This window comes from Dyadobacter sandarakinus, from assembly GCF_016894445.1.
Lineage (GTDB): Bacteria > Bacteroidota > Bacteroidia > Cytophagales > Spirosomataceae > Dyadobacter > Dyadobacter sandarakinus.
In genome coordinates, this window is sequence record NZ_CP056775.1 from 100,453 (window position 1) to 127,318 (window position 26,866).

Below are 26,866 nucleotides of genomic sequence, written 5' to 3' on the forward strand. Positions count from 1 at the left end.
AAATGCTTCCGCTACCGGAATACTGTACTTAGTTTTTCTTCTATAACCTGCTTGTTGGCAGCCTGGATTTTCTTGAACTCACCCATTACCGCCTCACGCTTTTCAAAGTTCCGTACAATCTGCCGGCCATTTTCTTCAGCGCTTGATTTAATATCGAGAATCAGGTCACTCAGGTTGTTATCATTGAAAATGCTGGTGATCTTTTTGTTATCCACTACATCCACCAGCGGGAACGAGAGCGCTCCGCATTTAAGTGCGAGCAGCAATACGTGCAGCCGGTTACTGATGATAAACTTGGCATTTCCATATATTTCATTGGCCTGGCTCAGCGTCAGCATAGTATCAATCAGCTCAGCATTAAACTCGCTTTTCAGGCTTTCGTAAATTTCAGCACTTGCTTCGCGGTCGTATTTCACCTGGTGCACGAGCACGATCTTGGTATTTTGCTGTCCCGAAAGAACGAGTATCTCGCGGATGCGGGTTAGCAGCGGTCTCAGGTACGTCGAATCGTGGATGCGGCCGTATGCATTGGACCGCATGCTGATGACGATATAATCTCCATTCGCTTTTTGCTGACGCTCCGGCGAGTAAGCCCAGGCGAGGTCAGGAAAATACAGGGGATTTTTGAAGTTATATTTTTTGGCAATTTTCAGCGACTCATTGTCCCGTACGGCATAGTAGTGGTACGCCTTGGATCCGAAAGACTCCGCCCAGCCATTGTAATCATCAAAAGGGCCGATCGAAAAACCAATGCGTACGATACGGCAGCCCATCATTTTGAGCAGGTACATTTTTGCATTGATCTTGAAATTCGAAACAGCCACGTCAAAACCTTTACGGGAAGTATGTCCCGGCTGGATGGCCAGGTAGTACTGGTTTTTCTTCGACGAAAATAGTTGCTTTACCAGCAGTGACGACAGTGTTTTCAGCAGCGGCTTGCCCGAGAATTTGGACAAGCGCAGATCGGATTTCGACCGGCTGATTTCGTCCACAAACCAGCCCGGAGCCGAAAGGTCGTCCACGACGATCTGACCATAAGGTCTCAGCAAATCCACTTCAACAAGGTTGATCAGGAGGTCACCGATGTTTTCCGTTTGTCGTGCCGGTTTGAAAAAAATGATATTGTTCACTTCTTTTTAGTTTTTTTAAGGATTGTACTGAGTATCATTTTCCGTTCGGACTGGGTGAGCAGCAGGAATGAAACCCCTGCAAAAATGCAGAACAGAATGCCACTGTGAATGATCAGCTGCGGCCAGTTGGAGATCGTAAAATAATCGAAATAATAGAAGGCCCCGAAGACAGACATTGCCAGTAAAACCAGGGTGCTCAATGACGCTCTGAAAAAGGTTGTCCTTTTGATTCCCATATTGCCGGCCACATATATCGGCATGAAAATGAAGTTTTTAAACGTGAGTACAATGCCGCTCGCTACGGCCACCCCGTACAATTTCAGATCTGTTTCTTTCACCAGGAATATGGCCAGACCCAGGTTGCAGGCGCCCATAAACAGGGTGTAAATTCCGGGCGTACGCAGCTTGTTATAAGCACGGTTCAGTGAAAACAGCGGAAGAACGCCCAGGTTGATCGGTAGCGGAAGGAGTGCAATCATAAACAACCATTTAAGGTTGCTGAAATCTTTTCCCATCCATATTGAAAAGAGGGCAGGGGAGATAATGCAAAGTACACCTACGATACAGCCGATAAAAAGGGACAATGCTTTGTTGGAAAGCTTTGTCAGGCGGATCATCTGATCAAATTCCTTTTTAGCGTACAGGTTCAGGATCAATGGTCCGAGTGCACCGGAAAGTGCAATGGCAAGGGTACGGATAATGTGGCTCCATTGCAGGATCAGGCCATATTGCCCGGCTGCTACGTTACCCAGTGTTTTGTTGATGACCAGCAGGTCGATCTGAAGAAAAAGGATACTTCCCAGCTGGATCACGATCAGCCACCAGCCCATCGACAGCATTTCGCTGAGAACCGATCTATCAAAAAGCTTGAAATTAATCTTGATGTCAGGAGTGAATTTCCTGAAAAGATAAAAGCTGTAAGAACTGGATATTACGCTGGCAATCAGGATAGAAGTACCGTAACCGCCCAGTGATACGCGGATCAGAAGAAAAATCACGAAGATCAGGATCACACGCATGTAGGTGTTGATCACCGATACCCTGTTGACCAGGTCAAGCCGGTTGGCAACATAAGCCGACGAGTTGAACACCGAAGTAAATGCAGACATGATAAAGCCGACGCTCACACAGGTGAAAAGGATCGAAACATCATGTTCAAGCCCGGCCGGTACAGAGATAAATGAGCTTACATTCCACGCAAAAATAAAGAGGAAAGGAGCCAGCAGCGAGAGCAGGACGGCCAGGGAAGTGAAGGCTGTATTCCAGGTCTTGTTTGCGGCTTCAAAATTTTGATTGTTGATGTCAAGGGCAAGAAAGCGGGAAAGGGAACTGTTGATCGCCACGGTTACGATGGCTGCATAACCTACCATCGAGGTAGATAGCGGGATCAAACCATAGGCACCAATGCCCAGGCTTTTCACCAGGAAAGGTGGCAGCCAGAAACTGATGATCCCATTCAGAACAAACAGGACCACATTGGAAATGAGGTTTTTCTTTAAAGCTACGGCGGTATTCATTGGAATTTTAGTTGGAGGATGCGTCAGTGCGCTGAGCTTATTTTCAAGATTTGTAAAAAAAGCTCAACCGCAATCATTCAGGATTGAGCCTTTTTGTCATTGAACCAACTCGGGTCTTTCTTTTTCCAGCCGCTCATAGATTTTCTTTACATCCTGAGAGCTGCCTTTATCAAGTACAAGGATCGCGTCGCTGGTTTCTACCAGCACAACATTGTCAACACCCAGGAACTCCACATGTTTGGTTGAGCCTACCACGCAGTTGTTGCTGATAAACCGGTGGTTTTCTCCCTGTGTTTCCCAATGTTCCCAGATCGACTCAAATGAACCAAGGTCTGACCAGCCGAAGTCGGCTTTCACTACCTTGATCTTTTCGGAGCGCTCCATCACGGCATAGTCAATGCTTTTGGAAGGAATCTGCATCGTCAGGCCATCGGGTAACAATGAGTCTCTCCGGTTGCAGTATGCTTCGTAGGAGGTCTGGAAAATGTCGGGTTCAAAGGCATTCAGTTCTTCCAGATAAGTACCTGCCTGAAAGCAGAACATGCCGCTGTTCCATAAAAAATTACCAGATTCCATGAAGAACCTGGCAGTAAGTGCATCCGGCTTTTCGCGGAAAGAGCGCACTGAATTTTCTTCAAATTCAATGTACCCATATCCGGTTTCGGGCTTCGTCGGATTGATTCCGAAGGTCACCAGGTAACCTTCGGAAGCAAATCTGACAGCCTCGGAAATAGACCGGGCATATGCAATTTCATTGGTAATAATATGGTCCGATGGTGTAACCAGCAGTACGTCATCCGGAGCCACTGCGAATGCTGCAAATGCAATTGCAGCCGCGGTGTTCCTGGGCGCAGCCTCGATGATTTCCTCATAGTGGCCGATATCTGCTCTGAACATATCTGCCTGTGACAGCAAATAGTTATCCTTGTTGCCCACCACCAAGGTCTGACTGACAAAGTTCTTGTTCCTTTCTGCGGTCATCTGGAACAGAGACTTGTCACCAAACATCGGAATGTATTGCTTGGGCATGGACTTACGGGATACGGGCCACAATCGGCTGCCTACGCCCCCGGATAGAATGACATGTACGATTGTTGACATAGGAATGCCGGTAGCAGTTACAGATCCATCAGTTTTTGCCAATCAGGCAAGTTCTTTTACATTCGTTGCCTCACGGCCGATGCTGTAATAAGTGAAGCCAAGATCACGCATCTGATCCAGTTCGTACAGGTTTCTTCCGTCGAAAATTACTTTTTCTTTCAGAAGCTTGCCCATTTTCGCAAAGTCAGGTGTACGGAATTGCGGCCACTCAGTAAAGATCATCAGTGCATCTGCATCGTCAAGCGCTGCATAGGCAGTGTGGCAGTAAGTAATTTCCGGGATCAGTTTTTTCACGTTCTCCATCGCTTCCGGATCATAAACCGTCACCTTCGCGCCAGCAGCAACCAGGGCCTGAATGTTTTCCAGAGCCGGAGCTTCACGGATATCATCAGTATATGGTTTGAATGCCAATCCCCAAACAGCGATTGTTTTGCCAGCCAGGTTACCATCAAAATAATCCTTTACTACCGGGATCAATCGTTGTTTCTGATCGTAGTTAACGTCCATCACAGCTTTCAGGGTACGGAAGTCGTATCCGTAATCGTCTGATGTTTTAGCCAGTGCCTGCACGTCCTTAGGAAAGCAGCTTCCGCCGTAACCGATACCTGCAAACAGGAAGCGTTTTCCGATACGGGTATCGGTACCAATCCCTTTTCTGATATCGTCTACGTTAGCACCTACTTTTTCACAAAGGTTTGCGATTTCGTTCATGAAGGTGATCTTCATGGCCAGGAATGAGTTGGCAGCGTACTTTGTCATTTCAGCTGAACGCTCGTCCATGAAAATGATAGGGTTACCCTGACGTACCAGTGGAGCATACAATTTCTCCATCAATTTCTTCGCTTTGTCAGAAGTAGTACCGATAACCACACGGTCAGGCTTCATGAAATCTTCCACGGCAACACCTTCGCGAAGGAACTCAGGGTTTGAAATCACGTCAAACTCAACCGTAGCAGCTTTTGCAATTGCATTTTTCACCTTTTCGGCAGTACCTACCGGAACGGTGCTTTTGTCGATGATAACGGTATAAGATTCAAGGATCGGACCCAGATCGTGAGCTACTTTCAGGATGTATTTCAAATCAGCCGAACCATCTTCTCCCGGAGGGGTTGGAAGCGCAAGGAAGATCACTTCTGCATCCTTGATACCTTCTTTCAGGTCGGTGGTAAATGTAAGGCGTCCTTCCGCTACGTTACGGTCGAAAAGTACATCAAGACCTGGTTCGTATATTGGAATTTCACCTTTTTTAAGGCGCTCTACTTTGTTTACGTCAATATCAACACAGGTAACCTGATTTCCGGTTTCAGCGAAGCATGTGCCTGTTACAAGGCCTACGTATCCTGTACCAACTACTGCTAGTTTCATAGTTTTATTATTAGTAAAATGATTGTATGAGGTAAGAATCTGCTTAGAACGAGTGGGTTAGCCGAAGAGTCGGCTGGTCGTGAAGGTGCCGCAAACGCGGAGCAGCGTAAGAGAGTAAGGTATTTTTCATAATTAACGATGAGTAAAGTTGTTTGCCTGATCAAAGCATCTCGCTAAGGAGCTTTTTACTGTCAAGCATTTCAGTATATGAAAATAGTACAATTTCCGGTCGGCTGCAACAATAATATATTATTTTTCCAAGTTTGCCGGAAATATCTTTTTTTTATCTGGTAACTTCTCTAAAAAAAACAATAAGAAGTTACCAGATAACGGTGACTTATATAGAGCGCTGTATCAGCTCCTGGTGAGCATCTTCCTGAGCTTCGATTCAAGGTTCTGAAGCTTGCTCTCCGACTCCTCGCTGTAATACCCGTATCCGTAGCCACCATAGCCATAGCTGCCGTAACCGTACCCTGCACCATATTTAACACCGTTGAATACGATAGACAGGTTTGCAAAACGATGCGTACGCTGCAGTTCGCCAATACGTTTGAGGTGGTCGATCAGGGTGTAATTGAAACGTACCAGGTAAAGGGTAGCATCCGCATACTTGGCGATCAGCGCCGAGTCGGTTACGAGGCCGAATGGAGGCGAGTCAATCAGGATATAATCGTAACGCTCACGGAGTTCTTCAAGCAGGATCGGCAGACGACCATTACCAAGCAATTCCGAAGGGTTAGGTGGAATCGGACCACTTACCAGTACGTCAAACTTAGGGTGGATACCGGTTGACTGAATGTACTCATCCAGTGATCCCTGGCCGATCAGACAGTTTGAAACGCCATATTTATTGGAAACCAGCAGCCGGTCGTGCAGTGTAGGCTTACGCAAATCGAGGCCAATCAGGATCACACGCTTATCCGAATACGCAAGGCTCGCCGCAAGGTTAATGCTGACAAAACTTTTTCCTTCTCCGCCAATCGACGAGGTGAACATAATGGTTCGGCACGAACCGTCACCCAGGTACTGCAGGTTGGTACGCAATGCCCTGAATTGTTCAGCCACCGCTGTACGGCTTGTCATTTTGATAATGCCTTCTTCGCCGGGTTGATCTTTGGCACCCTTCATGTGGCCGATCTCACCAATCACGGCAGAGTGGGTCAGCGAGGTAATTTCTTCACGTGCCTGAACCGTGTTGCTCAGCATCATCAGCAGGTTAATGAGCAGTGCCGGCAGTAGCAGACCTGCCAATCCCGCGCCGCCCCAAACCAGCGCTTTCTGCGGTTTGATCGCCAGGGTTGAGCCGATCGGAGCGTCAATAAGACGGCTGTCGGTTACGGTTGCTGCATAACCCAATGCTGTCTCTTCCCGTTTTTGGAGCAGGTAAAGGTATAGTCCTTCCTTAATGCTTTGCTGACGCTTGATGCCGACATACTCGCGTTCCTTTTGCGGAATACCCCGCAGACCTGCTGAAAATCGGCTGTTTACAGCTTCAAGACTTTGTTTGGTAACTTCCAGACCGCGGCGCAGGTTCTGCACGTTTTCCCGAACAGCTTCCTTGGTATTGGACAGCTGCGTATTGATGGTTCCGAGCAAAGGGTTGCTTGCCTGCGTAGTTTGTGCATACTTTTCACGCTGCAACTGAAGATCATTGTAGCGGGTCAGCAATTGTACCAGAACGGGATCATCAATCATGTAAGTAGCCGGCGCAGGAGTTCCGTCGCCTGCATTCTTGATGTACTTGTCAACACTTTCCAGTACCGAAATCTTGATATTTACATCATTCAGCTGCGCATCATTTTCCTTGATGTTCTGCAGGTAAAGGTTGGACTCAGCGCTGATATCAGTCAGTCCCTGGTTACGCTTGTAAGATTCAACGTCGCGTTCCACATCGCCGAGCTCGCCGGTAATCAGGCCGAGGCGGGATTCGATAAACTTAAGTGTGTTGCTGGCTTCGTTGTTTTTATCGTTCAAAGAAGATTGTACATATACGTCCAGCAGCTTGTTCAGTACATCTTTGCCGCGCTGAAGAGAAGTATCTTCATACGTAAGTTCCAGAACTGTGCTTTTTGGGTTGGTATTTACAATTTCAAGGTTGCCGAGCATGCTGCCGGTAAGACTGGAAATGTTCCGGAATACTACGTTTACATCAGTATATAAAGATTCAACATCCTTGTTAACCGTGAATATACCCCAGGCATTACGCAGCTTCTGACCAAATTTGTGTACCGTTTCTTCATCATTCAATGTGAAGGTCTGGTTGTCTTTCACATGCACTACCAGCGGATTCTGGTAAGCAAACTCAGAGATCAGTTCAGCTTTAACCGAGATCGGGCTGATTTTGTAAAGATCAATGGTTTTAAGACCATCGGTTGTTTCATAATTCACGTCGAGCTGAAGTTCCCGGGCTGTCTGCTCCATGAGCGTCTGCGATTTGAGTACTTCTACTTCGTTTTCAACGAGCTTGTTTCCGCCAAACTGCGTCATCTGCTCGATGATATCCCCGCCGCTCGAAATTCCTTTTTTCTCATCCTTGATCAGCAGGGTAGCCTGCGCCAGGTACACCGGCTGTTTGATCTGCAGAAAGAAGAATGCAGCCATCAATGAGATGACCAGAAATATCGGAAACAGGAACCAGTACCGGATAAATGCCCTCAGATAACTCTGGAAGTCAAACTTTTTATCCTGCTCTTCAAAGGAGTCTTGAGTAAATTCTGCGTTCTGATTCATAGCCTACAATCCTGCTTTTATTATTCAATTCAATATCAAATGTCCGGTTGGTCCTAGTTACCGAGGCGGTAATATGCGAGAACAACGGCGGTAAGAATACTCACGAACAGCGGGGCAAGCTGTATCGTACGGTCGGTCATATTCATGCGCGCCTTCACAGGCTCAACATAGATGACGTCGTTTTTATGCATGTAGTAAAATGGTGATTCAAATACGTCGCGGGAGGTAAGGTCAAGACGTGCGTAAATGCGTTCTCCTTTTTCTTCCCTGATCACCATTACGTTATTCCTGCGGCCATAAATGGTAAGATCTCCTGCAAGACTCAGTACTTCCGGGAGGGTAAGGCGCTCGTCCGGAATCACGTATACAGACGGTTTTGCCACTTCCCCGAGTACCGAAACCTTGAAGTTGATGTTCTTGATATTCACAGACGGTTCTTTCAGGTAAAGCTGCAACCGCTGACGGATGGTGTCACCTGCTGCTCTGGTAGTGAGGCTGCCCACCTTTATTTTTCCAACCAGAGGCAACTCAATGTTACCCTGCTGATCAACCAGGTAACCAAATGGCTGGCGCATGGCATTGCTTCCTCCGCCGTAGGTGGTGAGTGCTGTGGAATATTCGTTGGCTGAGTTGAAAATCGCATTGGCTTCCTGGTTAAGGCTACCGACGATAATGGATAGCATATCATTGCTCTCGATCAACGGAACATACGACTGCTTGATTTTAGAAGAGTACAACCTGGCAGTATCCCCCTGAAAGTATACGATAGTCTTGGGAGAAACGCAGGAGCTTGTACCTCCGAGGATACCAATGCAAGCTAGTAATAGTACAATGGAGATGCTAAAAATAGGTGAGCGGTGTATTTTCATGTGGGCAACGATGAGTAAATAAATTACAACTGGTTTTAGTGGAATAACTTAAAAATTTACAAATATTAGAAAGATTTAGATTTCAGTACGCAAAAGTATTCCTCTCATCAGAGAATTCTGAATGTGATTGCAAATTTTTGCATTCTTTATATTATCCAAATGTTATAAAAAAAGAGTTATTTTACAAATGTAGAAAAACTTCTATGTCAAGCGTGTATCAGGTTGAAGTTCTGAAACGGATATCTGGAGAAGTACTTGTTGCGGATGCTTCTGTGGATAAGCTCCAAATGCTGTATCTTATGGGCGTCTGTACCTATATAGGAGATCAATTCATTTTTAAGCAGCCACTCGGCCATTTTATGCACGTTTTCGCCGTAGTGCGTTGTAAGCGACAGGATATTTACCTGTAACTCACATCCCTGGTCAGCCAGCTTTTTGTACACAGACGGATCTGCATGAAAGTAGGTATAGCGTTCCGGGTGAGCCAGCACGGGCTGGTATCCCTGGGCAATAATGGAAAACAATGTTTCCGAGGTATTCATTAATGGTGTCGAATAGGGCAGTTCAACAAGCAAGCGGTTACCCGGTAAGGTCAGAAATTGCTGCTGGGTGTTGAGAAGCTCCATAAAGTGCTCGTCAATAAAGTATTCTGCGGCCGCATCAATCTGAATAGTAAGTCCGGCTGCCAGCGCTGCCTCCCGCACATCCTGCAACCCTGACAGAATGATCTCGGGCGTATTCTTATAGCAATCCCACATCACGTGAGGAGTCGTAACAATGCGCTGATAACCCAGGGCCTGCATTTTCTGCACCATAGCTACGGCTTCTTCGATTGTCTCGACGCCATCATCAATGCCCGGTATGATATGGGAGTGAATATCGATCCCGAGCTGGGAAAGATCCGCTTCCTTTTCCTTTTTACTATCAAATAACCAGCTTAGCATAATCCTCTCCGTGCCGGTGCCGAAGTCCCTGACGGGCTGCGGTGAAGACCGGATTTTTGATTTTTTAAAAGTTGGACAAATTTAAGATAAAAAACATAAGACTCATCAGGATTTTACTATTAAAATTTTTTCTACAAATTAAATAGAATAAAATCTATATTTGTGTTTATGTTTATCGTAAATGCGTGTGAATCAATTGGCAGTTATCATTTGTATTAAACTGCTTGCCCGATTTTTTAAGGAATTCACACCCATTCTGCTGCCTTTTACCTCAATCCAACGTTCAAGTTGGAAGTGTTCCTTCATGGTCTGTTGTATTAAACCGTGATTTTCTTCTGTTGCGCGGTTATGATGCCCGCAAGTTTGTAATGCAACTCGTCAACAGTCAGTAGGATTGCAGGCTTTTATGATTTTGTTATCATTTGCGAAACGATGTTTTTCAAAACATAACCATCAAAATCGTCCCAGAACATGAAGACACAGTGCATTTTCCGTTTGTTTTTAACATTATCAATCCTGATCTCCGGTTTTACCTCATTTGCCCAGGATGGCTGGGTGAGGCTTTTTAACGGAACCGACCTGACCGGCTGGAAAGTGGGTGCCAATGCTTCCTCGTTTTCCGTAGTCGATGGTGCCATTCAGGTAGCCGGGCCGAGAGCTCATTTGTTCTATGACGGACCTGTGAAAAATCACATGTTCAAGAACTTCGAGTTTAAAGCCACGGTGATGACCAAGCCCGGCGCAAATTCCGGTATCTACATCCATACAGCTTATCAGGAAGATGGCTGGCCCTCCAAAGGTTACGAAGTGCAGGTAAACAATTCACATACCGACTGGAAGCGCACAGGTAGTCTCTATAACGTTGTCGACATCAAGGAAACTTACGCCAAGGACAATGAATGGTACACGGAGTACATCAAGGTAGAGGGTAAGCACATTACGATCAAGATCAATGACAAGGTTGTGGTCGACTATGAAGAGAACGACGCTGATTCCCGGCAGGGCGACATGAAGGGACGTATCCTGAGCAGCGGCACCTTTGCACTGCAGGCACATGATCCTAAGAGTGTCGTATTATACAAGGATATCCAGGTAAAGCCTCTTACTGAATGATTTTGGCGGAGGGGGCAATGCTCCCTCCTTTTAATTTTCTGTTAGGTTGAGTAAAATCAGACATCCACTGTAAACAAGCTGGGCCGCATACAATGGATGAGCGGAGGGTAACGATGGTTCATAGGCATTTTTTTAGACTGATAGGGTTGTTTAAGAACTAAGAAGAACTTGCAAAGGGCATCAAACTTATTGGTAACTACTATGTATATACGTTAAAATTTATTCTACTAAAACCAAAACTATTTTTTTCGCTTAAATCGGGTAAAACCAGGCTCTTTTTTCCAGGCCGAACGATAATAATTCAAATGGAAAGTTATCCTTTATTCCAGCCTGGCTGATTTGGTTTTAACAATATCAAAGCTATGTTTTTCAGTGCGCTATACTGCTGTACAGCTGTTGGAATGCATTAACTTACGATTCTTAGTGCAGGAATGCTGAACATAACAATTATATAATCGATAGCGAATTTGGTGATCAGTAATCCGGAACCTAAACTGTTTCCAATATTATTTTTCCGGCAGATTCCAGCTATTTGCGCTTTTATTTTAATCAGGGTAAATGCATTTTTCTTCTTTTTAACTTCTCCGCAGATCGTATTAAATCTGCTTTAAACACGCTCAATTTCCAGATTGTGCATCGAAGTTGTCAAAATATTTATACAAGCCAAAGTTCGCGCATTTAAGCCGGGCATATTAATTAACAAGCCGGGCATTTTCAAGCAGCATAGGCAGTGGTGCCTGGTAATGCATTCCCTCTACCCATTTCAGGAAATCAGTTGCATTGGCTTTGCTGATAATCACAGGCTCTGGGGTAGGAGATGCAATTCCGATTAGCAGCTTACGTCCGAAATACTGCTGGATGCTGGTGACCGCTTTTCTGTGAATGATAAACTGCCGGTTGGCCCTGAAGAAATCTTTTGGGTTGAGCGTGGTGATAATGTTGTTCAGCGTATCGCGGGTCTCGTAACGCGCATTTTGTGCGTATACACTTACCTGGTAGTTGTTATAGTAGATGAAATCAAGCTTGTCGAGGCTAATGGGGATAATTTTGTCCTGATAATAAACCAGTAGGGAGGTCTTGTAATTGTTGCGGTAAGTGACCGGGGAACTTGCCGGGCGCTTGGTCAAAGCATTCTCCTCGCCGAAAAGCTCTTTCAGCTGAGCGAATTTCAGAAGACTCCTCCGCAGCTTTTCAGGACTGAGCGGTTTCAAAAGGTAGTCGATCCCGTAATTTTCAAAGGCTTTAAAAGCGTAGTCCCCGTCGTGCGTGCAGAATATTACCGGCGCTACAACAGGCATGTTGCTGAAAATATCAAAGCCCAGCCCGTCGGCCAGCTGCACGTCGCAGAAGATCAGCTGCGGTGCTTTGTTGGTCATCAGCCAAACCCTGGCATCAACCACAGAGTGAATAACATCACAGACGGTAAAACCCAGTCCGGCCTGCTCAATCATCATCTTCAATTCCTGTGCAACGATTGAGTCGTTTTCAATTATTAGAACGTTAGTCATATGGAAGGCATTTGATTTATAAATGTCCTTTGTTTAAAAGCTTCTTTAATTGTAAGTAACCGCTCCTTCATTTATCCGGCAAATACCAGATAATTCCTTATTCCGGCAGGATTTAGTTTGATGAAGTTAGTCAGCGGTACTTCCTCGAACATGCAGGATCATGTCCGGCCTACCGGAACAATTGCCTGCTTTCTTTCCTGTTTTTTCCAGTACTCAGCAACAACCTGGATAGTTGCCGGCCTGTTTAAGTGGGTTCTGGTAAATTTTGCCTCTGGCAAATCAATACTTCTTGTAGAAATTATTCAATCAACTGTAAACTATATCTGTTGATACAGCTTTGTTAATTCAAGTATTGTCTAATAGGGAGGTGGTGTAAGTATTGCTTACATGACCAAATATACAAATAAAAGTTACAGCGCAAATTTTGGTAGATATTGAAGTTGCAGGCAGGTGATATCACATCAAAGTATTTCGCTTGTAGCGACTCATACAGGCATTTTTATGCACAAAAAACTTTTTTCAAAATCATTATTTAAAAGCAGCAGCAGCACTATTTGACGGAAAAAGCGGCTAACGTTTATTTATAAAACTAGTTCTATTGATAATGCCGAATTTTATTGGCAGTTCGGTATGGATATATTAAAAATCGAATTTGCTGATTTTTAGAAAACAGGATTTCAGTTGACTTGCCAGGCTTGGAAAGGAAGGAGAATCGGATCGTTTAAACCGATCGAACTATTTTTAGCAAATGCCCTGGTAGTCGGTACTGATGGGCAGGCAGGAATCTTGCATGATCTTCCGGTCGGCTTGTGTTATTTTCAGGTTGTGCAGGTATTTGACTTCCGGAAAAGCCGCGTGAATTCAGAAGGAACTTTGATTTAGATAGGAGAGTGCATTGCCCTACATGCTTTGTTGCACGCTATTTGGCATCACTTCCACCAATAAGAGCCCTGTACTGGGTAGGAGATATGCCCTCGGATTTCCGGAATTGTCTTCCAAAATAGTTAAGGTCTGTGAAGCCAAGCTCATAGCATACCTCAGAAACGCTCGCCTTCGATTCTGACAGCATTTGCTTGGCCCTTTTGATTCGCTCGCGAAGAATAAAATCAAGGGGACTAAGGCTGAATTCACGTTTGAAAGCACGATAGAACGAAGCGCGGCTCATGCATGCTTTTTCACTAAGCTCATCAACCTGGATCTTCTCACCAATATTGGCCCGTATATAGCTCACTACATAAGCCAGCGGGTTGTCGGCTCTTTCAAAAGAAGAATGGTCCGCTGCGTACAGGTTCTGAGTCTGTATGATATGCACGATCAGTTCCCGCAGCGTGAGATCAGCCAGGATATCCTTCCCGACACTATTGCCGGAGCAAATACCAATAAGCTTGTTCAGGGTTTGGGCTAGTTCAAGATTGTTCAGGAAGTGGTACTCATTATGTTGCAGCTGCCAGGTTTGTCCCTGCGCAGCTTTCGGGTAATCCTGGTTCAGCCGGTCAACAATATGCTGGATTTTGGCCTGGTCGAGTGCCAGCGCAATGCATTGGGTCGGATTGGTAGTACCCGCATCCGGAAAATCAATGCGCATAGTTACATTGGCAGGCACAAGCACCGTTTCGCCCGGCAGGTAGTCGAACCCCGGTTCATCAAACAAATGCATGATCTTTTTTCCCCTCAGCATACTCGTAATCACGAAGTCGGAAAAAGTAAGCGGCACCAGCAGTGATGGCTGTAACGTTTCAAACAAGTTCAGCTCACAGTGATCAAGCGTGAATGCACGGCGGTTTTCCACCAGTGTTTTTAATGATTTTTCAGAAGATAGGGCGATGTCCGCCAATTTGTACCCGCTCGCCATTTCAGTATCAGTTTTTCTAAAAAATAAGGTACAGTCCTGGAACCCCGGGCAGTACCTCTTCCTGAATATAATTATTTTTTAAATAAATGAGATAATTATGCTACAATCTGGAACGATCGTACCAATGCATAACGCAGGTCCAACTTAGTTTTGTTTCAATCATTCATTAAACCTTAACATACTGATATGGACACGTTCATAGAAACCCCGGTTCCGGGAGAAAAAACATACGCCAGTGAGAACCTGGCAAAAAGGCCGCAGTTCAAAGAAAAGTACGGCAATTACATTGGCGGAAAGTTTGTAGAGCCTGCAAAAGGAGAGTACTTCGAAAACGTATCGCCCATTGATGGTCAGGTTTTTACGCATGCAGCCAGGTCGTCGAAAGAGGATATTGAACGTGCATTGGATGCCGCCCATGCTGCATTTCCTGCATGGAGCAAGTCCTCCGCCACAAGCCGCAGCAATCTGATGCTCAAAATTGCCCAGGTGATTGAGGATAACCTGGAATACCTCGCCATCGTCGAAACCATTGATAACGGAAAGGCAATCCGCGAAACACGCGCTGCTGACCTGCCTCTGTGCGTCGACCACTTCCGGTACTTTGCAGGAGTGATCCGGGCGGAAGAGGGCAGCGTTTCAGAGCATGATGAAAATACCGTTTGCATTAATCTGCACGAGCCGCTCGGTGTTGTAGCCCAGATCATCCCCTGGAACTTCCCGCTGCTGATGGCTACCTGGAAAATCGCTCCCGCTCTGGCCGCGGGCTGCTGCGTGGTAGTGAAGCCGGCAGAACAGACGCCTACTTCCATTATGGTACTCATGGAGCTGATCGGAGATATTTTACCGGCTGGTGTACTAAACGTGGTGACCGGCTTCGGGGTGGAAGCAGGCAAGCCGCTGGCATCTTCACCCCGCGTAGCCAAAGTGGCATTTACAGGCGAAACAACCACCGGTCGCCTCATTATGCAGTATGCATCCGACAACCTGATTCCCGTCACCATGGAACTGGGCGGCAAATCACCCAATATATTCTTCCCGTCTGTGGCTGATGAAGACGATGCATTTTTCGATAAGGCCATCGAAGGCGCGGTGCTGTTTGCACTAAACCAGGGGGAAGTCTGTACCTGTCCGTCAAGAATGCTGATCCACGAAAGCATTTACGAAAAATTCATTGCCCGTGTCATCGAAAGGACCAATGCAATCAAGATGGGCCACCCGCTCGACAGTACGACCATGATGGGGGCGCAGGCATCCAATGATCAGTATGAAAAAATACTTTCATACCTGAAGATCGGCAGAGAGGAAGGTGCGGAAGTACTGGCGGGTGGTGAAGCCCGGAAGTTTGAAAATGGTATCTCAGGAGGTTACTATATCCAGCCTACCATTTTCAAGGGACATAACAAAATGCGCATTTTCCAGGAAGAGATTTTCGGACCGGTTGTATGCGTCACTACATTCAAAACAACTGAAGAAGCCATTGCGATTGCCAATGATACCCTTTATGGTCTGGGAGCAGGTGTATGGACCCGTGATGCACATGAAATCTACCAGGTTCCGAGGGCTATCCAGGCAGGCCGCGTTTGGGTCAACAATTACCACGCCTATCCGGCGCATGCTCCCTTCGGCGGGTATAAGAAGTCTGGTTTCGGCAGAGAAAATCACAAGATGATGCTTGGGTACTATCGCCAGACCAAGAACATGCTCATTTCTTACGATAAAAATAAGCTCGGCTTTTTTTGATAAACCCCAACTGCGTATGACTCCCAGAGTGCTGATCACGCCGGAAGCTGAGAAGATTGTGGCGCAACTGAAAGATCGTTACGGACCATTGATGTTTCACCAGAGCGGTGGCTGCTGCGACGGATCACAGCCGATGTGTTTTGAAAAAGGCGAGTTCCGGGTGTCGGAAAGTGATGTAATGCTGGGCGAAATTGCGGATTGTGCATTTTATATGAGCCGCGACCAGTTTGAATACTGGAAACATACCCAGCTGATCATTGACGTCACCCCCGGAAGAGGTGCCAGCTTTTCACTCGAAATCCCACTGGGGGTGCGATTTATTACCAGGTCAAGGCTTTATACGCCCGATGAAGCTGAAAATCTCACTCAAATCGAGACTTGTTAGCTGCATGATTTTTGTACGAAGGTCCCCGGAAGGATGGTTCAGATTGAACTTCCTGCCCGGGGACCTTTTCGTTTGAGAGAGGATATTATTATATTTGTTCAAATCAAGCGGTTTGCTGACTGGGAAATTAAAGTCAGCTCTTACAACAAAACATGCCGGTGCATACCTCCGGCTTTACAAGCTGAATTTTGAATTTCAACGAATTTGAACTCCACGAGGACGTGCTGAACGCCGTGGACTCCATGAACTACCAACAAGCCACACCTATTCAGGAGCAGGCTATTCCACAGATTTTAAGCGGACAGGATCTACTCGCATGTGCGCAGACGGGTACCGGCAAAACCGCGGCTTACCTGATCCCGATTTTAGATAAAGTGGCCCACGAAGCCAATGAACATACAGGTGCATTGATATTAGTCCCTACACGCGAGCTCGCCGTGCAGATTGACCAGCAGATCCAGGGACTCGGATATTTTGTGGGTGCTACCAGCATTGCGGTATATGGCGGCAACAAGGGTCCTGAGTGGGACCAGCAGAAAAAGGCATTGACGCAGGGTGCAGATATTATCATTGCGACCCCGGGCAGGCTCATCGCGCATTTACAGCTGGGTTATGTAAACTTTCGCAACCTTCGCCATCTCGTGCTCGACGAGGCCGACCGGATGCTCGACATGGGTTTCCTGGGCGATATACTAAAAATTATGAGCTTCCTGCCTGCCGAAAAGCAGACACTTATGTTCTCAGCCACGATGCCGCCCAAAATCGGGGAGCTGGCCAAGCGCATTTTGCACAAGCCGCATGAAATCAGGCTTGCAGTGTCGCGCCCTGCGGACCGCATTGATCAGCAGTTTTATCTTGCTAAGGACGAACAAAAGCTGCCTTTGCTGCTGCACTTACTGGCGCAGGTACAAAGTGCCAGCATGGTACTTTTCACCTCACGCAAGTCGACGGTAGAGCCCATTGTCAGATCTTTGAAAAAACTCGGGCTGAATGCAAGGGGTATCTCTTCCGATTCGGAGCAAACGGAGCGTGAGGTCGTCCTTCGTGATTTTAAAAACAGGACATTTCCGGTACTCGTAGCTACTGACGTACTATCCCGCGGCATAGATATTGACAATCTGAGTCATGTGATCAATTATGATGTACCCAGAGATCCGGAAGACTATGTGCACCGTATCGGCCGCACTGCCCGGGCTGAGTCAAAGGGTACCGCCATTACTTTTATCAATGAGCACGATCAGAAATATGTATTGAAGATCGAGAGGCTTTTTGAGAAAGAGGTAGAAAAAATTGCTATTACCCAGGACCTAGGCCTTGGCGAAGCACCTGCCTTCGATCCCCGCCGGCAACGTGCGGCCGGCAGCCGGCGTAAAGAAGCAGGTAAACCGGAAGGTAAGCCGGCCAACCGTAACAAGAGACGTAAACCAAGAAAAGAACAGCAGAATTCAAGCCAGGCAGGAGCCTGATCAGCGTTTGTCACATTTTCGCAACAATACTTTGGAAAATGTACCTTTCACTTAAAATATATACTATTGGACCGTCTGATAGATTGGATAAGAAACTATAAGTTCAGCGTCTCCGATCCGCCCATTCTGACCATGGAGGGACTGTTTTCGCTGCTGCTGCTGCTGATACTCAGTTTAGTCGCTGTCTTCTTTCACCTGATACGGATCCTTTTCAATGCGCCGGTCGATTTTTCGATGGACTGGAATTTGTTCCTGAGCTGGATCCCGCTGATTATTGCTTTTTTTGCCGATAATCTTACCAAACGATTCGGCCGTATTCCGGTGGGAGTGATCCTGCTGAGCATTATATGGGTGTTGTTTTTTCCAAATGCACCCTACATGATCACCGACCTGGCCCACCTGACGGTAGACTACGACCGTGACCTTACATGGCACGATGTAATCATGCTTTTCTTTTATGCAGAAGTCAGTCTTTTCAACGGACTTGTGTCTTTGTACTGGATACACCGCGCCTGGCGGCGGGTTTTCAACCGGAGCTTTACCTGGTTATTGCTGGTAGCCAGTTTGCCGCTTGCGGGCTTCGGAGTGTACTTGGGCCGGGTACGGCGGATGAACAGCTGGGACATTCTCCACGACCCCGGAGCTATCCTCCAAAACCTGCTTGAAAGTGCCATGGATCGCACTGCATTGGTGTTCAGCATGGAAATAGGTGTGTTACTCGGCATCCTGTACCTGGTGCTCTGGTCCATTATCAGGTTCAGGATCAGGTATACAAAAAAGGCCTGATCTGGCTTGTCTCCCATGAAACTTTTGGAAATCATCTTCCAGGATGACCACCTGGTGGCAGTCAATAAGCCACATGGATTACTGGTGCACCGCTCACCCATTGCGATGGATGCAGATGAGTTTGCGGTTCAGCTGCTGCGCGACCAGCTTGGCAGGAAGGTATATCCGGTGCACCGGCTTGACCGCAAAACGGCCGGTGTGCTGCTGTTTGCATTAAGTGAATACATGAACAGTACCATGCAGGTAAAGTTTGCAACCGGCGAAATTTCCAAGACATACCATGCCATCGTACGGGGCAGTACCGATGATTCGGGCGACATTGATTACCCGCTGAAAAAAGAAGACGGAACAATCCAGGAAGCATTTACCAGTTACCTGACCCTGCAACGTACTGAAGTGTCGATACCTTTCGGAAAACACAGTACTTCCCGGTACTCTCTGGTGCAGCTCAAACCCCAAACCGGCCGCATGCACCAGCTGCGGAAGCATATGGCGCATATCTTTCACCCGATCATTGGTGACAGGCCTTATGGCTGCAATAAACAAAACCGCCTGTTTAAAGAGCAATTTCAGATGGAATCGATGATGCTGCATGCGACCGCACTCGATTTCCTGCATCCGCTTACCCAGGCTCCGGTTCATATCCAGGCCGGCTACCAGCCCGAATTCCGTCGTACGCTTTCTGCGCTCAATTTATCCAACGGCTAATAGACTGATTAAACGGTTACAACCATTCGCGTAGCGAGCTTGTCCGAAAGGAAACCATCACCAAAGCCACGCTATGAAACACCTTGTCTTTTTTGCCTGCCTTGTACTGGCCTTTTCTGCCTGCTTTCCTCCCGATCGTGAACCTTCCTTTGGTGGATTTGAATTTGATGGTACCGGCTATCGTCCTGTTTATGCATCAGCAGCAGAGGTTGCCGACGTGAAAGTTGGCGCACCGCAGCCCTTGTTGAAGCCAGGCAAAATGTATGTCAGCGATCCTTACCTCTTTGTGAATGACACCGGAAAAGGGATACATATTATCAACAATGCAGATCCGGCACATCCTGAGTTCGAATCGTTCATTTCCATACCGGGCAATTATGATATGGCTGTAAAAGGACAGTTCCTGTACGCTGATAATTATTCGAATTTGATTGTCTTCAACATAAGGGATCCTGAGGCGCCTACGCTCGCCAAAACTTTGCCTAACGCTATCCCGGTCCAGGATTATCCGCCATTTTCAAACATTTATTTTGAATGTGTCGACAAAACCAAAGGGTACGTGATCGCCTGGGAGAAAGTTTCTATGGACAAACCTAAATGCTACCGCTGATCTTAAAACTGATTTGTCATGAAAAAATTAATACCCATATTCTTTCTTTCACTTGCCCTGGCTGGTCTGCTGATCATGCTGCTTGGCTGCGATAAGTCTGCTGAAAACAGCCCGAGCCCCGAAACGGGTAAGGGTGGTTCAATGGCCCGCTTTGCTGTAACAGGCAACACACTTTACATTGTCTCCAAAACTTCACTCGAAGTGTACGACATTCAAAATGGGGCAGAACCGGTTAAAAAAACGAATAAACAGCTCGGTATAGGGGTCGAAACCATTTTCCCGTATCAGAAAAATCTGTTCATCGGAACCACGACGGGCATGTTCATTTTTGATAATTCTGCTCCTGAAAATCCTTCGCTCGTGTCTCAATACTGGCACATTCAGTCCTGCGATCCCGTGGTGGTGCAGGGCAGCTATGCATTCGTCACGCTTCGCAACGGTGTCAGCTGCCGGCCGGGCAATACGCTCAGCTCGCTCGACGTGATTGATATTTCCAACCTGACGACGCCCAATATGATCAGCTCCACGGCTATGGAATCACCCTATGGACTGGGCGTGACCGACAGTTTGCTATTTGTTTGTGAAGGGGATAAAGGGTTGAAGGTCATGGACATCAAAGATCCGCGCAAGCCTGTTTTAAAATACAACTACCCGGATGTTACCTCTTATGATGTAATTCCGATAGAAAACCGGCTTATCGTAACAGGTGATAAGGGACTGTACCAATATACATTCAACAGTACCGACAGCCTGAAACTGCTCAGCAAAATACCGGTACTATAAAAAAGCAAATGCGGCCGATCAGGCCGCATTTGCTTTTTTACGCTCAAAATTGAAACTACCTAGCTGCCTGTTTCGGGCTTGTGCTTGGCCTTGTACGTTTTTTCAGCAGTTTTTGCCTTTTCAAAATCCAATACCACTCCATTAATGCAGTACCGCAATCCGGTCGGGGGCGGGCCGTCTTCAAAAACGTGTCCCAGGTGTGACTTGCACCTTCCACACATTACTTCTGTGCGCCTCATGCCCAGCGAATTGTCCGACGCCTCTACGATTGACTTTTTTGAAATCGGCTCAAAAAAGCTCGGCCAGCCGCAGCCACTTTCATATTTGGCATCACTCTTAAAAAGCGGGTTGCCGCACACGGCGCAGTAAAACGTGCCCACTTCCTTCGAATGTTCATAAGGGCTGGTAAATGGCCGCTCAGTCCCTTTCAAACGGGCCACCTCGTACACGTCCGATGGCAGGACTTTCTGCCATTCACTATTGCTTTTATTGATTTTCTGCGAATCGGTGCGGCTGTATTCCGACGCCTTTTTCTGGTCTTTGGGCTGCTGGGCAGTTTGTCCATAGCAGCTTTGTAGCCAGCAGGTAAAGATGCCCATCGCCAGAGCGACTGTGAAACTTTTCATGCGTTTTAGTTTGATGTTTACTGATATACGATTTTGACGAACAAAAAGGATACGTTTCCCTCTTTTATTTTAAACAAAATCGTAAACAAAAAGATCAAATAATGGCTGAAAGATCCCGGATACCCAGTGCGCGTGCGGTAGTAAAGCCTTCACCGAATGTTGCCCCGATCGCATGACCAAACTCCCTGGCCCGGGCTATAACAAATTCGAGGAACTCCGGCGTTGAAATGTAGCTCTGCGGCTCATTGCTGTCACTATTGTAAGCAGGAACGTGAAACTGGCTCTGAAATGCCAGCATGGCTTGTACCTTTTTTTCGTGCACGTCGGTAATGTCCACAATGAAGTCCGGTTTGATGTACCGGTCCTGTATGGCATGAAATACCTGCCTCGGGCGCCACGCTTCCTGCTCCACGCCATTTTCATCCAGCGTTTTTACCATTCTTAATCCTGAATAAAAACAGCTTTCGGCGACCAGCTGGCCCGCACGTCCATGGTCGGGGTGGCGGTCGGAGGCAGCATTGGTGATCACAATATCCGGCTGATACTTTCGGATAAAAGGAATGATCGCTTTTTGATGTGCTTCATTGTTCTGGAAAAAACCGTCGGCTAAACCTACATTTTCGCGGACATCAATGTTCATGATCTCGGCAGCGCGGAGTGCTTCTGCAATGCGTCCCTCAGGCGTACCGCGCGTACCCAGTTCTCCACGGGTCAGGTCTACGATCCCCACCTTTTTGCCCAATGCCATTTGAGAAAGGAGTGTTCCTGCACAGCACAGTTCCACGTCGTCGGGGTGTGCGGTAATGGCGAGTATATCGAGTTTCATAACTTCCTGTTATTTGATTCTAAGCTTTTGCCCAATGCGCAGGGTAGAGCGGGCAGAGATGCGGTTACGCTTCGCGATGGTTGAAATACTTACACCATAGCGCGACGCAATAGACGAAAGGGTTTCGCCGGACCGTACGCGGTGAAGCACTGAGCGGGTATAGGCAGGCGCATCGCCCGATTCGAATTCGCTCCGGTTGGATTTGCCGCGCAGGTGATTCCAGACATTGCTGGTGAGCATAAAGTGCTCCGCACGGATTGCCTTGTTATCCCAGTCAAAGATATTTCGGGGATCAAAGGGATTGCCCTCGTACCGGTTTTCATAATGTAAATGTGAACCTGTACTGCGGCCTGTATTTCCGCCCAGCCCGATGACTTCACCTGCTTTTACAAGTTGTCCAGACTCTACCAGTTGCTTGGAAAGGTGCCCGTACAATGTTTCAAGCCCATTATAGTGTCTTACGACGATAAACCGACCGTAGCCGCTGCCATCCCAGGCCACAATCCGCACCATACCGTCGTAAGTGCTGCGGACCGAATCGCCCGTTTCCAGGTCGAGGTCAGATCCGTTGTGCCAGCGGCCCCAGCGATAGCCGAATTGGGAAGTAGGTTTGGTATCGGTAAGAGGCGTGCTCCACATGCGGTTCACAGCCGGATCGTACAGGGTAAGGTCTACCGGCTCATCAAATTCCAGGGGACTAAGTCCATAGGGGTTGATGGTACGCGCATCCCAGATCACATAATATTCTGCCGCTTTAACCCATTCGTCAGCCACAAGCACGGAGTCCACCACTTCCACCACCTCGGTTTCACCCTCGTCTATGGTTGTGGTATCTTCATGTACAACAGGGTTGAGCGGCTTAACCGGCTCAAACTGACTCTGGAATTTTAGATTGGAAGTTTCAACCTGGTATTCGTCTTCAGGCTGAGGGGTGCTTATGGAAGTAGGTCCTTCGTTGGCGTTGTTCCCGGATTGGTTAATCTTGGGGTTCTTCTTGAATTTTCCTCGCTCTTGCGCTTGCGTGTTCCCGGAGATTAAACACACGATCATTAGCAAACAAACAATAAGCTTTACTCTCATATTTTATAAATAATATGTCAGACTACACGCAACTGCATGTAGCCTGACCAATAGGTAGGTTATTATAAAAATCAGGCGGTTTCTTCGATGATGATTTCGACCTCACGCTCCATCAGGTAGCGTTCTGCATCAAGTGCGGCCATACATCCGGTACCCGCAGCGGTGATAGCCTGCCTGTAAACATTATCCTGCGCATCACCGCAGGCAAACACGCCTTTGATGTTAGTGCAGGCACTTCCTTTGACAGTCTGGATATAACCTGTCTCGTCCATGTTCAGGTAACCCTTGAAAATGTCGGTATTGGGCTTGTGGCCGATCGCTACAAAAAAACCTGTGACATCCAGAACTTGTTCTTCGCCCGTTTTATTGTTCTTCACCACCACCGATTCAAGCCCTTCTTCTCCGTTCAGTTTGACTGCCTCGGTATTCCAGAGTATCTCGATGTTCGGGAGCGTTTCAATGCGTTTTTGCATGATCTTGGATGCACGCATTTCCTCCCGGCGCACCAGGAGGTACACTTTGCGGCAAAGTTTTGCGAGGTAGCTCGCTTCCTCGGCAGCCGTATCGCCGGCACCTACTACCACCACATCCTGGTTGCGGAAAAAGAATCCATCACAAACGGCACAGGCCGACACGCCCCGGCCGTTCAGCCTTTCTTCTCCTTCCAGGCCAAGCCATTTCGCTGAGGCGCCCGTTGAGACGATCACCGAATCCGCCTGGATTTCGTGCTTGTTATCAATGATAACCTTATGGGGAAGACAGGTAAAATCGACCTCTGTTGCCAATCCGTAACGTATATCCGCTCCGAAGCGCTTGGCTTGTTTTTCAAAATTGATCATCATTTCGGGACCTGTGATCCCATCCGGATAGCCCGGGTAATTGTCAACCTCGGTAGTAATGGTAAGTTGCCCTCCGGGTTGCGCGCCCTGGTACAATACCGGGTTAAGCCCGGCCCTTGAAGCATATATGGCGGCTGTGTAACCGGCAGGGCCGGAGCCTATAATCAGACACGATACCTTCTCTGTTGTCATGTTTTTATCAGTAAAAATTATTGCAAACGCTGACCGGAATATGCGTCGCGTTGCATGTTCGTAGAACATTGGCAGACCGACAAAAGTGCGAAATTATGCGGCCTTATGCAACTGCTCAAAGTATGCGCCACTCTATCCGCCTGTTTTTTTGACGGTTAAGGTCAGAGTCGTTCGGAGCTACGGGCTTTGTTTTTCCGTATCCTTTTGCCGTGAGGCGGGCAGTGGCCACCCCTGACTTTTCAAGGTATTCCAGCACGGATTGTGCCCGTTTTTGCGACAGGTCAAGATTGACCTTATCTGAACCTACATCGTCCGTATGTCCCGAGACTTCTATCCGGATACCGGGATTTTTTTTCAGGAAATCAATCATCTTGTCCAGCTCTACCCTGGACTTTTCATCGAGCCGGTAAGCTCCTGTTTCAAAGAAAATGTTATTGAGAATCTCTGCCCGGTCTTTCTCGATCGCTTCCAGCGGGATGTCCAGGTTCACAGACGAAGCAGAATCATTGACCGAAAAAGAAAGACTTTTGAACAAATACCCCTCCTTAGAAACGTAAAAGGCGTACTCGCTCCCATGATTGAGCACGGCAAGAAAAGAACCATTGGTGCCATCAGATGTGAATTCTGCTACTTTACTCCCGGTTTTCAGATCAAAAAGATCTATATCCGATTGCAGCGGCTTACCCGTAATTTTATCAAAAACCCGGCCCTTGGCATAATGCGTAGGTACGAACAACTCCTTTACAGCCTGGGGCAGGTCGAATGCATAAAGCAGTGACCGGCCTTTGCTATCGTCGGTATAGTAAGCCCGGGAACCATCCGACGCAATGAACATCCCAACCTGGTCTGCAACCGTATTAATGGGGTAACCCAGGTTTTTGGGTGCGGCCCACGTGGTATCTGTCCGCTGGCTGATAAAGATGTCAAACCCGCCCATGCCCGGAAAGCCGGTGGACGCATAGAAAAGTGTACGACCGTTGGCATGAATAAAAGGAGCATTTTCCTCATCCGGTGTGTTGATCGACGGACCGAGGTTTTTTGGGGAGCTCCATTGCTTTTTGCTGTCGAGGTTCGATACCCAGATATCCCTTTTTCCCTGCCCGCCTTTCCGGTCCGAAGCAAAGTAGAGCATACGCCCGTCGGCTGAAAGTGAAGGCTGCGATTCCCAATCGCGCGAGTTCACAGGTTCACCCAGGTTGACCGGCGCACTCCAAGTTTTGCCTTCTTTATGCGTAATATAAAGGTCGCAGCTCCCGTAGCCATCCTGCCGGTTGCAGGCCGTGAATACCAGGGTACGGCCGTCGGCAGATACTGAGCAGGTACCTTCATTATTGGAGGTGTTGATGCTGGCCGAAATTTCTTCCGGCACGTCCCAACGGTCAGCCGCGCTGTGGTCCGTCCCGCGCTCATTTTTCTGTCGGTGTGTGATGTAAATGTTCTCGTCCCGTGCTGGGGTAAGACCCGTGAAGATCAGGGTTTCATTGTCGGCGGTGAGTACGGGGAAGTATTGGGTTTCCAAAAAGTTGACGGTATCGCCCATTGACTTCTTGGAAATGCTTACTGGATTTTTCAATGCCTCCATGGCAAACTTTGACGAAGCGACCGCTTTTTCAGCATGTCGGAAAAGACTGGATTTGGGAGGGAGCAGTCCCAGTGATTTCTGATAATAAATCAATGCCGAATCATAGCGTGCAGCCTCGAAGTGGTATCGGCCCAGCCACTGGTACGCCGGCGCAGACTGCGGAGCATCCGGTTTAATGACGGTCACTTTTGTGAAATGCTTTCGGGCAAGATCAATGTTCTTTTGCAGCTCGTAAATCTGGGCCAGCCGGAGATTGGTTTCGTAGTGGCCGGGATCGGAATCCAGTACCTTTTCAAAGTAAGTAATTGCTTCGCCTACCTGTCTGGCCTGCCAGGCCTTTTGTGCTTTTTCAAAATTATCCTTTGCTTTTTTGGACAATGGAGCGTCCTGGGCAAATCCGCAAACAAGGGTTATCAGGGAAAAGATCAGGGTCAGCAGGCCTGCACGCATTATGGAATGTTCATGTATTTGTGAGTCTGTAACGACATTTTCCATTTAGGATTGTCCTTGATATATTCAATGATCAAAGGCAGCATGGCTTCATGCTTACTCCATTCAGGTTGCAGTAGCAGGGTACAGCCGGGAGCTACTTTAGCTGCATGCTCTTCTGCAAAGTCAAAGTCACTCTTGTTGAAAATGATCACTTTCAGCTCATTGGCCCGCTCGTAAATGTCGGGATGGGGCGTCTTGAATTTTTTGGGAGAAAAGCACACCCAATCCCAGTGACCTGTGAATGGATACACGCCGGAGGTTTCGATGTTGGTCTGGAAACCCGCCTCCTGCAAGCTGCCCGTTAATGCATCCAGATTGTACATGAGCGGCTCGCCACCCGTGATGACCGCCAGCCGGCCGGGGAACTGCAATGCACCATTGATAATGGATGTAATATCAAATTTGGGGTGAATAGATGCATCCCACGACTCTTTGACGTCGCACCAGTGGCAGCCTACGTCGCAGCCGCCGAGGCGGATAAAGTAAGCAGCCCGGCCACTATGCTGACCTTCGCCCTGCAAAGTGTAGAAAGCCTCCATTACCGGAAGCTGCGTTGTAACGATGGGTAATGTTTCAGTTAACAAAATCGGATCGAGAGGTGTTATAAATGTTGTAACAACCA

23 protein-coding genes are annotated in these 26,866 nt (G+C 47.4%); 8 read left to right on the top strand and 15 right to left on the bottom strand.

Annotated features, from left to right (window positions below; translation table 11 throughout):
* Positions 1–11: 11 nt before the first annotated feature.
* The 7 genes from HWI92_RS00350 to HWI92_RS00380 all read right to left on the bottom strand — a co-directional run bounded on the left by HWI92_RS00350 (position 12) and on the right by HWI92_RS00380 (position 9,656).
* Positions 12–1,130 carry a polysaccharide pyruvyl transferase family protein gene (locus tag HWI92_RS00350; RefSeq protein WP_204660232.1) on the bottom strand — a complete coding sequence of 373 codons (1,119 nt, stop codon included), beginning with the start codon at positions 1,128–1,130 and terminating at the stop codon, positions 12–14.
* Complete coding sequence (locus tag HWI92_RS00355) at positions 1,127–2,647, bottom strand: lipopolysaccharide biosynthesis protein (protein WP_204660233.1); 1,521 nt, start codon at positions 2,645–2,647, stop codon at positions 1,127–1,129. Before HWI92_RS00355 ends, HWI92_RS00350 begins: the two co-directional genes overlap by 4 nt.
* A 96-nt stretch (positions 2,648–2,743) precedes the next feature.
* Positions 2,744–3,748: a mannose-1-phosphate guanylyltransferase gene (locus HWI92_RS00360; protein WP_204660234.1), complete on the bottom strand. Its 1,005-nt coding sequence runs from the start codon at positions 3,746–3,748 to the stop codon at positions 2,744–2,746.
* Between the two features lie 42 nt (positions 3,749–3,790).
* Positions 3,791–5,113, bottom strand: a complete 1,323-nt coding sequence (locus HWI92_RS00365) for a UDP-glucose dehydrogenase family protein (RefSeq protein ID WP_204660235.1) — start codon at positions 5,111–5,113, stop codon at positions 3,791–3,793.
* Positions 5,114–5,467: 354 nt separating this feature from the next.
* Positions 5,468–7,843 carry a GumC family protein gene (locus HWI92_RS00370; protein ID WP_204660236.1) on the bottom strand — a complete coding sequence of 792 codons (2,376 nt, stop codon included), beginning with the start codon at positions 7,841–7,843 and terminating at the stop codon, positions 5,468–5,470.
* Between the two features lie 53 nt (positions 7,844–7,896).
* On the bottom strand, positions 7,897–8,712 hold the full coding sequence (locus tag HWI92_RS00375; protein WP_204660237.1) for a polysaccharide biosynthesis/export family protein: 816 nt from the start codon (positions 8,710–8,712) through the stop codon (positions 7,897–7,899).
* A gap of 206 nt (positions 8,713–8,918) precedes the next feature.
* Positions 8,919–9,656, bottom strand: coding sequence for a tyrosine-protein phosphatase (locus HWI92_RS00380; RefSeq protein WP_204660238.1), 738 nt, complete (start codon positions 9,654–9,656; stop codon positions 8,919–8,921).
* A gap of 471 nt (positions 9,657–10,127) precedes the next feature.
* Here HWI92_RS00380 and HWI92_RS00385 point away from each other — a divergent pair, with 471 nt between their 5' ends.
* Positions 10,128–10,769 (top strand): 3-keto-disaccharide hydrolase, encoded by a 642-nt coding sequence (locus HWI92_RS00385; RefSeq protein ID WP_204660239.1) that lies wholly within the window; start codon positions 10,128–10,130, stop codon positions 10,767–10,769.
* Between the two features lie 692 nt (positions 10,770–11,461).
* On the opposite strand, the gene HWI92_RS00390 is transcribed toward HWI92_RS00385, so the two are convergent.
* Both HWI92_RS00390 and HWI92_RS00395 read right to left on the bottom strand, forming a co-directional pair.
* Positions 11,462–12,277 carry a LytR/AlgR family response regulator transcription factor gene (locus HWI92_RS00390; protein WP_204660240.1) on the bottom strand — a complete coding sequence of 272 codons (816 nt, stop codon included), beginning with the start codon at positions 12,275–12,277 and terminating at the stop codon, positions 11,462–11,464.
* Between the two features lie 919 nt (positions 12,278–13,196).
* The gene (locus tag HWI92_RS00395; RefSeq protein ID WP_204660241.1) at positions 13,197–14,129 is read right to left on the bottom strand and encodes an AraC family transcriptional regulator; all 933 of its coding nucleotides are present in this window, start codon (positions 14,127–14,129) and stop codon (positions 13,197–13,199) included.
* 186 nt (positions 14,130–14,315) lie between these two features.
* Here HWI92_RS00395 and HWI92_RS00400 point away from each other — a divergent pair, with 186 nt between their 5' ends.
* From HWI92_RS00400 to HWI92_RS00430, 7 genes are all read left to right on the top strand, one after another.
* Positions 14,316–15,869, top strand: coding sequence for an aldehyde dehydrogenase family protein (locus HWI92_RS00400; RefSeq protein ID WP_229248640.1), 1,554 nt, complete (start codon positions 14,316–14,318; stop codon positions 15,867–15,869).
* Positions 15,870–15,885: 16 nt separating this feature from the next.
* Positions 15,886–16,254, top strand: a complete 369-nt coding sequence (locus tag HWI92_RS00405) for a DUF779 domain-containing protein (protein ID WP_204660242.1) — start codon at positions 15,886–15,888, stop codon at positions 16,252–16,254.
* Between the two features lie 188 nt (positions 16,255–16,442).
* A complete protein-coding gene (locus tag HWI92_RS00410; protein WP_204660243.1) occupies positions 16,443–17,720 on the top strand; it encodes a DEAD/DEAH box helicase in 1,278 nt (425 codons plus the stop codon).
* 66 nt (positions 17,721–17,786) lie between these two features.
* Positions 17,787–18,506, top strand: coding sequence for a DUF1361 domain-containing protein (locus tag HWI92_RS00415; RefSeq protein ID WP_229248642.1), 720 nt, complete (start codon positions 17,787–17,789; stop codon positions 18,504–18,506).
* A gap of 15 nt (positions 18,507–18,521) precedes the next feature.
* Complete coding sequence (locus HWI92_RS00420) at positions 18,522–19,214, top strand: pseudouridine synthase (protein ID WP_204660244.1); 693 nt, start codon at positions 18,522–18,524, stop codon at positions 19,212–19,214.
* 73 nt (positions 19,215–19,287) lie between these two features.
* Positions 19,288–19,824 (top strand): LVIVD repeat-containing protein, encoded by a 537-nt coding sequence (locus tag HWI92_RS00425; protein ID WP_204660245.1) that lies wholly within the window; start codon positions 19,288–19,290, stop codon positions 19,822–19,824.
* Between the two features lie 18 nt (positions 19,825–19,842).
* A complete protein-coding gene (locus tag HWI92_RS00430) occupies positions 19,843–20,607 on the top strand; it encodes an LVIVD repeat-containing protein (RefSeq protein ID WP_204660246.1) in 765 nt (254 codons plus the stop codon).
* 59 nt (positions 20,608–20,666) lie between these two features.
* Here the strand turns inward: HWI92_RS00430 and msrB are convergent, their stop codons facing one another.
* The 6 genes from msrB to HWI92_RS00460 all read right to left on the bottom strand — a co-directional run bounded on the left by msrB (position 20,667) and on the right by HWI92_RS00460 (position 26,783).
* Positions 20,667–21,233, bottom strand: a complete 567-nt coding sequence (msrB, locus tag HWI92_RS00435; protein ID WP_204660247.1) for a peptide-methionine (R)-S-oxide reductase MsrB — start codon at positions 21,231–21,233, stop codon at positions 20,667–20,669.
* Positions 21,234–21,327: 94 nt separating this feature from the next.
* A complete protein-coding gene (gene bshB1 / locus HWI92_RS00440) occupies positions 21,328–22,059 on the bottom strand; it encodes a bacillithiol biosynthesis deacetylase BshB1 (protein ID WP_204660248.1) in 732 nt (243 codons plus the stop codon).
* A 9-nt stretch (positions 22,060–22,068) separates the two neighbouring features.
* On the bottom strand, positions 22,069–23,139 hold the full coding sequence (locus tag HWI92_RS00445) for a M23 family metallopeptidase (RefSeq protein ID WP_204660249.1): 1,071 nt from the start codon (positions 23,137–23,139) through the stop codon (positions 22,069–22,071).
* Between the two features lie 71 nt (positions 23,140–23,210).
* Positions 23,211–24,170, bottom strand: coding sequence for a thioredoxin-disulfide reductase (trxB, locus tag HWI92_RS00450; protein ID WP_204660250.1), 960 nt, complete (start codon positions 24,168–24,170; stop codon positions 23,211–23,213).
* A 115-nt stretch (positions 24,171–24,285) separates the two neighbouring features.
* On the bottom strand, positions 24,286–26,202 hold the full coding sequence (locus tag HWI92_RS00455) for an OmpA family protein (protein WP_204660251.1): 1,917 nt from the start codon (positions 26,200–26,202) through the stop codon (positions 24,286–24,288).
* A complete protein-coding gene (locus tag HWI92_RS00460) occupies positions 26,202–26,783 on the bottom strand; it encodes a 7-carboxy-7-deazaguanine synthase QueE (RefSeq protein WP_204660252.1) in 582 nt (193 codons plus the stop codon). Before HWI92_RS00460 ends, HWI92_RS00455 begins: the two co-directional genes overlap by 1 nt.
* Positions 26,784–26,866 lie beyond the last annotated feature (83 nt).